At 72.0% G+C, this 13,915-nt stretch carries 7 protein-coding genes and 1 pseudogene; 7 read left to right on the forward strand and 1 reads right to left on the reverse strand.

What is annotated here, in order from left to right; genetic code table 11:
- Window positions 1-188 precede the first annotated feature (188 nt).
- On the forward strand, window positions 189-1,448 hold the full coding sequence (locus G011_RS0121505) for a S8 family serine peptidase (protein ID WP_019610283.1): 1,260 nt from the start codon (window positions 189-191) through the stop codon (window positions 1,446-1,448).
- A 140-nt stretch (window positions 1,449-1,588) separates the two neighbouring features.
- Here the strand turns inward: G011_RS0121505 and G011_RS0121510 are convergent, their stop codons facing one another.
- The gene (locus G011_RS0121510) at window positions 1,589-5,551 is read right to left on the reverse strand and encodes a type VII secretion protein EccC (protein WP_019610284.1); all 3,963 of its coding nucleotides are present in this window, start codon (window positions 5,549-5,551) and stop codon (window positions 1,589-1,591) included.
- 213 nt (window positions 5,552-5,764) lie between these two features.
- Here G011_RS0121510 and eccD point away from each other — a divergent pair, with 213 nt between their 5' ends.
- The 6 genes and pseudogenes from eccD to G011_RS32175 all read left to right on the forward strand — a co-directional run.
- Window positions 5,765-7,183, forward strand: a complete 1,419-nt coding sequence (eccD, locus tag G011_RS0121515) for a type VII secretion integral membrane protein EccD (protein WP_019610285.1) — start codon at window positions 5,765-5,767, stop codon at window positions 7,181-7,183.
- A gap of 1 nt (window position 7,184) precedes the next feature.
- Window positions 7,185-8,630 carry a type VII secretion protein EccB gene (gene eccB / locus G011_RS0121520; RefSeq protein WP_026338518.1) on the forward strand — a complete coding sequence of 482 codons (1,446 nt, stop codon included), beginning with the start codon at window positions 7,185-7,187 and terminating at the stop codon, window positions 8,628-8,630.
- A 22-nt stretch (window positions 8,631-8,652) separates the two neighbouring features.
- Window positions 8,653-8,979 carry a hypothetical protein gene (locus tag G011_RS0121525; protein WP_013152253.1) on the forward strand — a complete coding sequence of 109 codons (327 nt, stop codon included), beginning with the start codon at window positions 8,653-8,655 and terminating at the stop codon, window positions 8,977-8,979.
- A 51-nt stretch (window positions 8,980-9,030) separates the two neighbouring features.
- Window positions 9,031-9,333, forward strand: a complete 303-nt coding sequence (locus G011_RS0121530; RefSeq protein WP_019610288.1) for a WXG100 family type VII secretion target — start codon at window positions 9,031-9,033, stop codon at window positions 9,331-9,333.
- 141 nt (window positions 9,334-9,474) lie between these two features.
- Window positions 9,475-11,967, forward strand: coding sequence for a hypothetical protein (locus tag G011_RS30645; RefSeq protein ID WP_019610289.1), 2,493 nt, complete (start codon window positions 9,475-9,477; stop codon window positions 11,965-11,967).
- A gap of 32 nt (window positions 11,968-11,999) precedes the next feature.
- A pseudogene (locus G011_RS32175) lies at window positions 12,000-13,915 on the forward strand (hypothetical protein); the annotation flags it as partial.

Here is a 13,915-nt window from a genome sequence, read left to right on the forward strand (position 1 = left end):
GCGGAGAGGCCCCGCGTCGGCGCACGCCTCCCGGTCCGGCGTTCCGCGGAGGGTCGGCGTAGGGTCGGGCCCCCGTCCCGTTCCCCCGCGCGGCCTCCGACGGGACGGCGCCCCGCGCCCCGTCGGGCCGCCCCACCGGGCGCGAAGCGCCCCCAGGACACCCCCAGAGAGTCTGGAGCACACCTCAGGTGACCGCACACACCGATCCGGGGACCACCCGGTCCCGGCGCCGCCGCACCGCCGCCGCGGCGCTGGCCCTCGGGCTCCTCGCCCCCCTCCCGGCTGCTCCGGCGGCGGCCGAGGCGCCCCAGGACCCCGTCTCGCTCGCGCAGGTCCACCCCTTCAAGGCCGACAACCAGCCGTGCGCGGCCACCGGCGGGGACGTCGTGGAGCAGCGGCCCTGGACGCACCACTTCCTGGGCCTGTCGCGGGCCCACGACCTGAGCACCGGCGAGGGGGTGGGCGTGGCGCTGCTGGCCCCGGAGGTGGACGGCGGCGTCCCCGCGCTGGCCGACGCCGTGGAGGGCGGGCAGTCCGCCGACTGCCTGGGGTTCGGCACGTCGCTGGCCGGAGTGGTCGCCGCCCGGTCCGTGGAGGACAGCGGCCTGGTCGGGGTGGCTCCGGACTCGTCGGTGACGGCCGTGGCCACCGGCAGTCCGCAGACCGGTCTGGCCTCGGCGCAGGAGATCGCCGCCGGGATCGGGAGCGCGGTGGACTCGGGGGCCCGCGTGGTCCTGGTGGGCACCGGCACGTGGGAGGCGTCTTCGGCCCTGGAGTCGGCGGTGGCCGCCGCCGAGGAGGCCGGAGCCGTGGTCGTGGCCCCCGCGACGGTCCCCACCTCCCGGGGGCCGCTGCCGGGCCAGCCCGCCCAGCACGCGTCCGTGCTGAGCGTGGCCGCGCACGACGTGGAGGGCCTCCCCGTGGCCCAGCGACCGCTGGTCCTGCCCAGCGGGGACCTGGCCCGCGTGGACCTGACCGCGCCGGGCGACCGGGTGGTGGGGACCGGGCCGGGCGGCGGCCACGTGGCCACGGCGGGCGACGGCGTGGCCGCGGCCTTCGTGGCGGGGGCCGCGGCCCTGCTCATGGCGCGGGAGCCGGACCTGAGCGCCGCGCAGGTGCGCGAGCGGCTGACCACCACGGCCTACGCCTCGCCGCGGGGGGACGCGGACCCGCTGTCGGGACACGGCAGGGTGGACCCGCTGGCGGCGATGGCCATCGCCCCGGGCGGCGTCCCCGCCGGTGTGGTGGGCGAGGGGTTCGTCCCCGACCCCTCCCCCGAGGGTTCGGTGGACGCGCCGTCCACCGCGGTCGTGGTGTCCGTCGGGCTCCTGCTCATCGTGCTGTGCGTCCTGGGCGGAGCGGTGGTCAAGCTCGGGCGCGCGCGCAAGTGGCGTCCCGCCGCCGCGGGTGAGCCGGTGCCGATGCGCTCCGACGAACCGGTGCGCTGACACCGAGACACGGGAGGGGGCGTCCGGCGTACCGGACGCCCCCGAACACGTTCCGGGGCCGGGCTCCCCTCCTGGAGAGGCGGGGAGCCCGCCCACCCCGCGCGGGGACCCGCCCGCGCGGCGCGGGCGGGTCCGGCGTGTCACTCCTCGGCGCCCTCGGCGATGGCCAGCTGCACCTCGACCGGGTCGCGGCGCGCGATCCACAGGGCGCGTCCCGCGGGCATCGTCCGCGCCCGGATGCTGCCGAACATCATGCCCTCCGAGGGCGGGGCGGACAGCAGGATGCTGGGCGTGTTGGAGTCGATGAGCGTCCGGATGACGGGATCGCTGGAGGCCCGGCTGAAACCGCCCGCGGCGTGCACGAGCACCACGTGCAGGCCGATCTCCGCGCCCTGGCCGAGCATCGGCAGAAGCGGGGCCAGCGGGCTGGGCCCGCTTCCGGAGACCATCTCGAAGTCGTCGATGAGGATGAACAGTTCGGGGCCCGTCCACCAGTCGCGCTTGCGGATGCGGTCGGGGGTGATGTCGGGCCCGGGCAGGCGCGCCTTCATCGCCTGCGCGGCGGCGGCCATCATCTCCTTGACGTTCTCGCCCGACACCGCGTAGCCCAGCTGCATCTCCTTGGGCACCGCGTCGTAGAGCTGGCGGCGCTGGTCGGCCAGCACGACCCGGGCGGTGGTGGGCCCGTAGTGGCTGCGGATCGCGTTGGTGATGTGGCGCAGCAGCGTGGTCTTGCCCGTCTCGGTGTCGCCGACCACGAGCATGTGCGGGGTGACGCCGAAGTCGTGCCAGAACGGCTGCATCCGGCGGCTCTCCAGGCCCATGGGCACCTTGAGGCCGCCCGCCTTGGTGAGCTCGGACCCGGGCAGCTCACGGGCGTGCAGGATCGCGGGCAGGGTGCGCACCGCCGGGGCGGAGGGCCCGTCCCAGGCCGCGCGCACGCGGTCGACCAGCTCGGTCATGCCCTCGGACAGCGTGACCGAGTCGGGGTCGCCGTCGGCGCGGGGCAGGCCGGTGAGGAAGTGGTGCTTGGTGTCGGTGATGCCGCGCCCGGGCACGCGGGGCACGGTCTGCGCGGCGCGCATGTGGACCATGGAGTCCACGGGGTCGCCCATCCGCAGTTCGAAGCGGGTGCCCATGAGGTCGCGGACGCCGGTGTGGAAGTCGGCCCAGCGCGGGGAGGCGACCACGACGTGCACGCCGTAGTTGAGGCCGCGCTGCACGATCTGGACGATGGAGCCCACCAGGTCCGCGTAGTCCTGGCGGATGGTGCCCCAGCCGTCGATGACGAGGAAGACGTCGCCGTGCGGCTGGTCGGCGAACTCCCCGGCGGCGCGGCGCCTGCGGTAGGTGCCCATGGAGTCGATGCCGTTCTCGGCGAAGAAGACCTCACGCTTGGTGAGGATCTCGTTCATCTCCATGATGGTGCGGACGATGCGCCGCTCGTCGGTGCGCGTGACGACGCTGCCCATGTGCGGCAGGTCCTTGAGCGAGGTCAGCACGCCGCCGCCGCAGTCGATCCCGTAGAACTGGGCCTGGGCGGGGGTGTTGCACACCGCGAGGGTGAGGATGAGCGAGGCCAGCATGGTGCTCTTGCCGCTCTGGGGGCCGCCCGCGATGCCGACGTGTCCCCCGGCTCCGGTCAGGTCGGCGACCAGGGGCAGGCGCTTGTGCTCGAAGGGGCGGTCGATGATCCCCAGCGGCACGCGCAGGGTCGTCTCCTTCCTCCAGGCCAGGCCGCCCTCGGGCAGGCGGGTGCCGACCATGGCGAGCAGCTCGTCCACCAGCAGCGGCACCTCCAACGGGGGCAGCCACACCTCGCGGGCCGCGGGGCCGAGGTCGTCCATCCTCGCCAGCGCGGTCGCCAGGAGCGACTCGCTGGTCTCCTCCTCCTGGACCTCGGGCTCCTCGGGTTCGGGGACGGCCGCGGCCACGGCGGTGTCCGCGAAGAGCACCACCTCGCCGCCGACCGTGCTCCTGCGGGTGGCGCGGCGCTTGACGCGGTAGGGGCCGGAGACGTAGGCGGCCTTGAACCGGGTGAGGGTCTCGGTGTCGGTCTTGAGGTAGCCGTTGCCGGGGGCGGAGGGGAGCTGGTGGGCGTCGGGCACGCCGAGCACACCGCGGCTCTCGATGGCGGAGAAGGTGCGCAGCGCGATCCGGTAGGACAGGTGGCCCTCCAGCTGGTGCATGCGGCCCTCGTCCAGGCGCTGGGAGGCCAGCAGCAGGTGGACGCCGAGGCTGCGGCCCAGGCGCCCGATCATGACGAACAGGTCCATGAAGTCGCGGTGGGCGGCCAACAGCTCGCTGAACTCGTCGACGACCACGAACAGCGTGGGCATCGGCTCCATGTCGGGGTTGGTCTCGCGGGCCCTCTCGTACTCCAGCGCGGAGCTGAAGTTGCCCGCCGCCCGGAGCTGTTCCTGGCGGCGGACCAGCTCGCCGTGCAGGGCGTCCTGCATGCGCTCGACCAGGATGGCCTCGTCGGCGAGGTTGGTGATGAGCGCGGAGGTGTGCTGGAGCTTGTCGAGGCCGATGAAGGTCGCGCCGCCCTTGAAGTCGACGAGCACGAAGTTGAGGGTCTCCGGCGAGTGGGTCAGAGCCAGGCCGAGCACCAGGGTGCGCAGCAGCTCGCTCTTGCCCGAACCGGTGGCGCCGATGAGCATACCGTGCGGGCCCATGCCGCCCAGCGCGGACTCCTTGAGGTCCAGCTCCAGCGGCGCGCCGTCGGAGTTCATGCCGATGGGCACGCGCAGCCGGTCCTTCTCGTGCAGCTCGCTCCACATGCGCTCGCTGTCGTGCCGGTGCAGGTCGGGGATGCCCAGGAGCGTGGTCAGCTCGAAGTCGGTGGTGAGCGGCTCGGTGACCTCGACGACCATGCCGATCCGGTAGGGCGAGAGCAGGCGGCCCAGGGAGGTGGCGCGGTTCAGGCTCAGGGTGTCGGGCCGGCCCAGCACCTCCTCGGTGTCGCGGCCGCTGTTGTCGCGGGAGAGCATCACCAGGCGCTCGGTCTCCACCCGCAGGGCCAGGGTGTAGGGGTCGTCCTCGGGCGGCATCGGGTCGGCGACGTCGATGACGACGGCGTTGCGGTAGCCGCCGCCCAGTATGCGCGACCCCGGGGGGATGCGTCCGCCGTCCACGACGACGACGGTGAAGGGCTCCTCGCGGCTGGGGGCTGCGGTGGGGTCGAAGCGGGGGCGGTCGGCCAGGTCCGGGAGGAGCTGTTCGAGCTCCATCGCGTCCGTGCACAGCAGCCGGGCCTGGCCCGCGCCGTCGCGGGCGGTGGGGTGCTGGCTGTGGGGCAGCCACTTGGTCCACGACCACAGTGGCAGGGACTCCTGGGAGCAGCACACGGCCACGCGCAGCTCGTCGTGGGCGTGGAAGACGGTGAGCTGGCCCAGGAGAGCGCGGACCAGGCCCCGGCTGGTGTCCAGGTCGCCGCGCATGGTGATGCGGGAGTAGCCGCGCAGGTAGATCTGGACCGGCTGGTCCTCGACGGTGCCGTAGGCGCGGATGAAGCGGCGCAGAGCGTGGGCGCTGAGGGGTTCGAGGTCCTCCACCGGTTTGGAGGAGACCGGGGAGATGGTCATGGACAGCGCCTGTTCGCCCACTGCCATGCGCGCCTCGGCGAAGTCGTCGTCGGTCCCCCTGCGCTCCCACAGCCGGGAGGTGCGCACGATCGACCACAGGGCGTCGGGGTGGGGCGCCCGCCAGAGCATCGCGTCGCGCTGCTCGGTGACCACGCTCCGCAGGCGGGTGCGCATCTGCTTGAGGTAGCGCAGGTAGTCCCGGCGGTCGTCGTTGAGCTGGCGTCGGCGCTCCAGCATGCTGCGCAGGTACTGGCCGCCGATCATGACCACCGCACCCACGAGCATCATGCCGCCCGCCAGATAGGGCATGATGCTGCTGCCGTCACCCATCCTTCCGGGGCGGATGAACATCAGCAGCATCGCCATCGAGGTCAGCGCCATCGGCAGGTAGGTGAACACCGACGAAACGTTGGCCTGCGGTTCGGGCAGCTCCGGGGGCTCCTGGAGGCTGACCTCGCCCGAGGGCAGGTCCGGCCCGGGGCGCCGCGGGGGGCGCCGGACGAGGATCGTACTCACGGGGCGGGGTCCTCCCTTGCAGGGAACAACGGGGAGCGGTCCGGCAAGCCGGGACCGGAACGGGGCCGTAACCGGCGTCCGGAACCGAAGACTGACAGCAGAACACTACTGTTGCCAACTAAAGTGACAGACACCAAAATTTAAAACAACACACCTCCAAAATGGGTCGCCGGAGTGTTACCGTCACTTCCACCCCTGTCACGACCCCGCCTCATGATGGGCCCCCACCGGATGAACGATGTCGCCTCCCCGGACCTGTGCCGACTGCTGATCCGCGCCCCCGCGCGCTCCTTCGAGATCGCAGCGCCCACCGAGGTCCCCCTCTCCGAGATCCTGCCCACCCTGGTGCTCTACGCCGAGGGTGACAACGGCGAGGACCTGGACGAGAGCGGACTGGAGCACGACGGCTGGGTCCTCCAACAGCTGGGCGACGAGCCCCTGGAGGAGGACGAGACCCTCCGCTCCCTCGGGCTCTGCCACGGAGAGACCCTCTACCTGCGCCCCCGCCGCGACCAGCTGCCGCCGGTGCACTTCGACGACCTGACCGACGGCGTCGCGACCGGTATGGGCGAGCGCCCCGACCGTTGGCGCCCCGAGGCCACCCGCGTCCTGCTCCAGGCGCTGGGTCTGGTCGTGCTCTTCACCGGTCTGGCGGTCATGGTCAGCGGCGGCCCCGGACTGCTGACCGCGGTGTCCGCCGCGTGCTCCTCGATCCTCATGCTGCTGTCGGCCTGGGCGGCCTCGCGCGCCATGGGCGACCTGGCCGCAGCCACCGGCCTGGCCGCGGCGGCCACCCTGTACATGGCGGTGGCCGGAGCCTCCGTGCCCTCGGGCGACCCCGGCACCGCGCTGACCGGAGCGCGGGTCCTGACCGGCGCGGTGACCGCCGCCGGGGCCAGCGTGCTCGGCCTGGCGGCCGTGGCGGGATCGGTGCCCTTCTTCGCGGGCCTGTTCACCGCCGAGGTGCTGTGCGCGCTGGGCGCGCTGGCCCTGATGTTCATCCCCGGCGCCACGGTTCCGGCCGTGGCGGCGCTGACGGCGCTCATCGCGCTGCTGCTGGGCACGTTCGCCCCCCAGTTGGCCTTCCGCCTCTCCGGTCTGAAGCTGCCGCCGCTGCCCTCCAACCCCGACCAGCTCCAGGAGGGCATCGACCCGTACCCCGCGCGCGGGGTCCTGGACCGCGCCGCGCTGGCCGACCGGTTCCAGACCGCCCTGTACGCCTCCACCGGCGCCGTCCTGACGGTCTGCCTGGTCGTGCTCGCCGCCTCCCCCGGGTGGGTGCCGATCACGCTGTGCGTCATCGTGTCGCTGGTGATGCTGCTCCAGTCGCGCGGCCTGGCCAGCGCATGGCAGCGGTCCTTCGTGGTCGCGCCGCCCTGGATCGGACTGACCGCGCTGGTCCTGGTCCTGGTGTGGACGGCCGACCCCCTGCCCCGCACCCTCGCCATGGTGGGCCTGTTCGCCGCCTCCGCGATCCTGGCGGTGGTGTCGTGGAACCTGCCGGGCACGCGGCCGCTGCCCCACTGGGGCCGGGCCGCCGAGATCATCCAGTCGCTGCTGACGGTGGCCATCGTGCCCCTGGTCCTGGCGATCTTCGGCGTGTTCTCGCTCCTGCGCGGAATCGGCGGCTGACATGCAGTCACGTCGCGACAGGGTGATGGCCCACAACTTCACGGTGGGCCGCCTGGGCACGGCCATGCTGGAGGGCGACCCCGACGCGGTCGACGCCCCCATGCGCCGCACCCGCACCGGCACCTACATCGGCGTCGCCATCGGCGCTGTGCTGTGCGTCGGCTTCCTCGTGTTCGGCCTGATCTTCCCCGGGGGCGCCACCAGCTGGCGCCAGGAGGGGCGGCTGATCGTGGACCGCGACACCGGGGCCTCCTACCTGTACTCGGCCGGAACGCTGCGCCCCGTGGCCAACGGCGCCTCCGCCCGCCTGGTCCAGGGCGCCGACGCCGCCGTGAGCCTGGTCTCGGCCGACTCGCTGGAGGGCGTGCCCGTGGGCGGCCCCGTCGGCATCGCCGGCGCGCCCGACGCCCTGCCGACCACCGAGGGGCTGGAGGAGTCGGTCTGGCGGGTGTGCGCCCTGCCGCCCGAGGGCGAGGAGGACGAGCGGGGCCGCACCGCCCTCGTGGTCGGCACGGCCCCCGCCCCGAACCCGCCCTCCGCCGAACAGGCGGTCCTGGTCTCCGGCCCGGACGGCGCACCGCACCTGCTGTGGAACGGCACCCGCCTGCGCCTGGACGAGGAGGGCGGCGCCGTCCAGGCCCTCGGTTACGGCACGAGCGACGCCCCGCCCGTCACCTCCGCCTTCCTCAACACCGTGCCCACCGGCCCCGACCTGACCGCGCCCGAGGTTCCGGGCGCCGGCGAGGACGCGGGCGAGATGGCGGGCGAGCCCCGGCGCGTGGGGCAGGTGTTCGCGGTGTCCACCCCCGGTCAGGAGGACCAGCACTACCTGCTCACCCGGGACGGCCTGGTGCCGCTCTCCGTGACGCACGCGCTGCTGCTGCTGGCCGACCCGGACGTCTCGGGCGCCGCCTACCCCGACGCCCCCGCCGAGGCGCTGCCCCTGCCGGCGGGCGAGGCGCACAGCCGACTCTCCGACGGCCAGGGGCCGCGCGAGGAGCGCCACCCCGTCGCCCCGCCGGAACTGGTGGGTGCCGGCGCGGGCGTGCCGTGCCTGCGGCTGGCCCCCGACGGCTCGCTGTCGGTGAGCATGGACGACCCCGCCGGGGTGGAGGCCTGGCCGGTCCAGGAGCGGCCCGGCATCGCCCCCGGGTGCCCGACCCCCGACCTGGTCGGCATCGCCTCCGGTCGGGGCTCGCTCGCCGCCGCCCAGCCCGTGGGCGGCGGAGGCACCGCCACCACCCACTACCTCGTCACCGACAGCGTGGCGAAGTACCCGGTGCTCGACGAGACCGCTCTGACCTCCCTCGGCTACCAGACGGCCCAGGCCGTCCCGGTCCCGACCTCCCTGCTGCGGCTGCTGCCCTCCGGGCCGGTGCTCGACCCGGAGGCCGCCGCCCTCCCGCTGGCGCCCTCGTCGATGCTCGAGGACGCCGGATGCCCCTGATGGAACCAACAGAGGAGATCCCATGTCGCAGATGACACAGACTACGGACGATGGTGAACGGCTTGCGCAGGAGGCGATGACCGAGGCCCACGCCAAGTGCAACGAGGTCTACACCAGCGTGGACGCCACGCGTGACAAGCTGCGCGCCTCCTGGCAGGGAGCGGCCTCCAACAGCTACAGCGAGGCGGTCGTCGCCTGGCTGGAGGAGCTGCGGCTCATCACCAACGACATGAACCGGATGATCGGCACCTTCGGCGGCACCGTCCAGGCCATGCACAGCACGGAGGACGCCAACATCATCGCCGGTTCGCGGTGGATCAACGAGCTCAACCCGAACCAGGCCGGCTGAGTCCGGGCCGCCACTTCCACCCGCACCCGTCCCTTTCCGGAAGGCGAGACCATGAGCATCAACGGTTTCAGCGTCACCTACGCCTACGTCAACGAGGCCACCGACGAACTGCGCGTCCAGACCAAGAACGTCGAGAACCAGCTCGAGCAGCTCAACACGACGATGCAGTCCCTCCAGAGCCAGCTCGAGGGTGCCATGTTCACGGAGTACCAGAACAAGTACCGGTCCTGGCAGAGCAACGTGGCCGACATGAACACCCTGCTCCTCAAGGCCGAGATGGCCCTGAAGCAGATCAGCCACGAGTACTCCTCCACCGACAGTCGCGAGGCCATGAACTGGCAGGCGCTGCTGTAGTCCGCTCCCCCTCCCCCCCCGGGGCGGGCGACCCACCACTCCCCTCGCGGCCGCCCGCCCCGCTTCGCTTCACCCCATCCCCCGCCACCCCGACACAACCCAGACGAACTGCCGCCCTACGGGCGGTGAGGAGGTTCTGACGTGGAGTCCCCCCTCTTCGACTTCCGTGCTGCCCTCTCCGGGGAGGAGCCGGATCCGACCGAGACCGAGGAGGCCACCACCCTCCAGGAGCAGAACACCAACACGAACCGGTCGGAGTCCGCCCCGATCAGCGTGGACCTGACCAGCGGCCTGCTCATGCTCCGGCACGCCGGCTCCTCGGTCGAGGTGGACACCGCCACCCGGGAGGCGGTGCTCGACCCGGGTGACTCCGAGGTGAGCGTCGGCGACGACGGCGTGATGCTGTTCGGCACGCAGCAGGCCGGGGACACCGGCTCCCCGCACGTGCTCGCCGACCAGGGGGTCGCGCGGGTCGTCACGGTGTCCGCGCCCGAGTCCGGGGACGTCTCCGGACTGGAGCCCCACACGGAGAGCCGGTTCGAACCCGCGCACCCGGGAACACCGGCGCTCCCGGTCGAACCGGCGGCCAGGTCCGTCGGGGTGCCCGCCAACGCGGAGCCGGTCCCCGAGGGCGAGACCACGGAGCCCGTACCGCTGGAGCCCATGCTCGTCGCGGAGCCGCTCCAGCGCATGGAACCGATGCAGCCGCTGGAACCGGTGATCCCCGCCGAGCCGGCGATCCTCGCCGAGCCCGCCCAGCGGGTGGAGGCGGCGGAGCCCCTGGTGGGCGGGGAGGCCGAGCAGGGTGAGCTGCTGGAGCCGCTGACCCCCGTGGACACCGAGAACACGAAGGTGGTCTCCGGTGTGGAGCCCATCTCCGCCGACGCAGACGACCCCGCTCTCGGCGAGAGCGGCTCCGAGATCCCCGGGGCTCCGGTCGTGACCCTGGACCCCGAGACGGGGGTCACCACCGTCGAGGCGGGCGAGCTGAAGTTCGTCCTGGACTCGGACGAGGGCACGATCAGCATCGAGCCCGGAGACAGGAACGTTCCCCTCGACCCCGAGGCGGCACCGGTCACCGTCGAGGCCGGACACCTGGGCCTGACCATCGACCCGGCCAAGGGGACCGTCGGGATCGAGACGGGCGGTTCCGGTGACGGCGAGGAGAACCTGCCGACCACGATCGAGATCGGCGACCTGAAGCTCACCCTGGACCCCGAGACGGGCGAGGTCTCCCTTGACCCCGGCAGCGGGGACGTGGAGGTCGATCCCGAGACCGGTCTGATCACCGTGTCCGAGGACCTCGACGGCGAGGAGGACTCCGACGGCGAGGAGGGCACCGGCGACGAGGAGGACGATCGCCCCGGCGGTGACGGGCCCGGCGAGGACGAGGCCTCCGAGGACGACCAGTCCGCAGGCGACGGACCCGGCACACCCGGCCAAGACGACTCCTCCAACCACGACCACACCGGCGGAGACCACACCGGCCAGGACGAAGCCTCCGAAGACGACCACTCCACAGGCAACGGACCCGGCACACCCGGCCAAGACGACTCCTCCAACCACGACCACACCGGCGGAGACCACACCGGCCAGGACGAAGAGCAGGACTCCCCCGAACACGTGGAGAGCCACCGCCCCGGCGCGAACGACCCGGGCAGCGGCGGGACTCCGGGAGTGCCCGGGGGCGCTCCCCCGCCCACGGTCGCGGCGGGGACCCACCGGGACGACCACATCACCGGCGGAGACGACGACTCGGACACCGCCGGGGACGACAGCGGTCCTGAGCACCTGGATCCGACCGTCTCGTTCGACCCCTCGGTCGTGGACACCTCCGAAACGCCCGACGAGGAGACCGGGGGCGGTGAGGACACTTCCGGGAGCGGCGGTGAAGAGGGACCCGGCAACGAGGAGGACACCGCCGGGGACGAAGAGGACGGCGAGGACACCGCCGGGGACGAAGAGGACTCCGAAGGAGACGACGAAGACTCCGAAGGAGACGGCGAAGAGGACGACGAGGAAGACGACGAGGAGGACGACGAGGAGGACACCGAGGACGACGGCGAGGACACCGAGGGCGACGAGGACGACGAGGAGGGCGACGGCGAGGGAGACGACGAAGAGGGCGACGACGAGGACACCGGCACCGGGGACAGCGGAGGCGGCGACGAGGGTGCGGGCGCCGGCACTGGTGACAAGGGCACCAAGATCGACCTCGACCGGATCAGGGATTTCCGCTCGAAGATCGTGGAGCCCCTCCAGAGGGACCTCAACATCCTGGTCACCGAACTCTCCGTGTACGAAGGGGTGGCCGAAAGCGGTTACCAGCGGCTCGGAGACCCCGGCATCCTCGAAGAGGCCGGGCGGCTCACGAGCAAGATCGACAGTTCGATGAGCGGGATCTACGACTTCATCTACGGCCTGAACCAGGAACTGATCGAGATCGACCGCAGGCTCTCGGAGAACCTCCTCGTCTTCGCCAACCTGGAGGACGAGCAGAACCTCACCGCCCAGGAAGTCCACAACCTGATCTATTCGAGCCAGAGCGGTTCGGGTGGCTCGGGCGGCTCGGGTGGTTCCGGCAACGGTAACGGTAACGGTAACGGCCAGGACGAGGACAGCAGCGAAACCTAGTCCACGAACGCGATCCGCAGAGGGAGGGGACCATGCCAGAACCAGAGATCAAGTACGAAGACCTGCCGGACAAGCCGCTGCACGAGCTCATGAACATCTTCGCCGGCACCGACGGCGACTACAAACCGATGGAGAGCATCGACACGGTCACCAAGGACCCCTGGGTCGCGGACGGGCGCTACCACTTCCATGAGACCACCAATCCTTTCACCGGCTTCTCCTGGAACTACGGCGGCCACGAGATGGACCGCTGGTGGAGTTACAGGGAGTACTACACGGCGTACACGACCGGGTACGGCGGCGGCAGCTACCCCTATGAGACCTACGGCATCGACTACGCCGGCTACACCATGCAGAAGCACCTGTGGGGCGAGAAGACCCTCAGCGACGGCAAGGAGGACCTGCACACAGACGACACCCCTCCACCGCAGGACGGGTTCCGGCAGCAGCTGAGCAACCTGGCGCACCTGGCCGACTACGGGAACAACCAGCTGACGTCCGAGAACTGGGACCTCACCCGGTTGCAGAAGACCATCGACAGCCTGGGCACGCTCTACGACACGCTGACTCCCTACATCGACGGTGAGGGAGGCAGTCTGAACAAGCTGTGGCAGGAGATCGACGTCCCCGACGGAGCCATGCAGGGCTCGGCCGCCGCGGCGTACAAGTACCGCCTCCAGGACATGGCGTACCGGATGACCTCCGTGCACATGGAGCTCCCCGAGTTCAAGGCGGAGCTGGAGCGGGTCAAGACGATCCTGACGTTCGCCACAGCCGTCCTCGCCTACACGGTGGACCAGGCCCTCAACACCAGGGGAGGGCGCGTCCAGGAGGTACTCGACGACTGGTACTTCTACACCTCCGCGGGGACGGAGGAGTTCAACCCGGAGCGGGACCAGTTCCAGGTCACGATCGCCTATCCCGAGGAGACCGGCGGGGACAAACTGACCGGTATCCCCGGCGATCCGCCGACCCAGGACAACATCAACAACGTGCTCTACCAGAGGTTCCGTAACCACTACGAGGGCGTCTACGAGGCCGCCAACCACGTGCGCGACCTCATGGCGCACACCTACACGCAGGCGCACGCCACCATACCGGTCATCGTGGACCCCGCTCCGCTCCCGCCGCCGACCCCCGAGACCGGTGGCGGCGGCAACGGACCCGGCGGCGAGAACCCGTTCGGCGACTGGGACAACCCCTTCGGCGACTGGGAGATCGACAACCCCTTCGGCGACTGGGAAATCGACAACCCCTTCGGCGACTGGGACAACGAGGGAGGCGGTCCGCCCCCGCCGCCGCCACCGCCCCCGCCGCCACCGCAGCTCCCGTACAACGGCCCCGGAACCGGTGGTCAGGGCCCCGGAAACGAAGAGTTCCTGCCCCCGCCGCCGCCACCGAACCTCGGGCTCAACGGGCCCGGCACAGGCAACCCCGAGGGCCTGGGCGGTCCGCCGCCTCCCACCCCGGACCTGGGCCTCAACGGGCCCGGCTTCGATCAGCTGGGCAACAACAGCCTCGTGCCCCCGCCGCCCCCCAACGACCTGGGCCTCAACGGGCCCGGCCTCGGCCAGGGGGGCAACAACGGTTCCTTCGTGCCCCCGCCACCCCCCAACGACCTCGGCCTCAACGGGCCCGGCCTCGGCCAGGGGGGCAACAACGGTTCCTTCGTGCCCCCGCCGCCCCCCAACGACCTCGGCCTCAACGGCCCCGGCTTCGGCAGCGGCGGAGGCAACGACCCCGGCGCGAACGGGCCCTTCATCCCGCCGCCCCCGCCTCCGAACCTCGGCCTCAACGGCCCGGGAAGCGGCCGCGGGGGCTACAACGGCTCCCTGGAACGCGATCCGGCGACGGGGCTCCCGATCAACCCCGAGACCGGCCAACCCTTCCCCGTCGACCCCGAGACCGGACTGCCCTACAACCCCGACACCGGGCTGCCCATCAACTA

The organism is Nocardiopsis sp. CNS-639 (assembly GCF_000381685.1).
Taxonomy (GTDB): Bacteria; Actinomycetota; Actinomycetes; order Streptosporangiales; family Streptosporangiaceae; genus Nocardiopsis; species Nocardiopsis dassonvillei.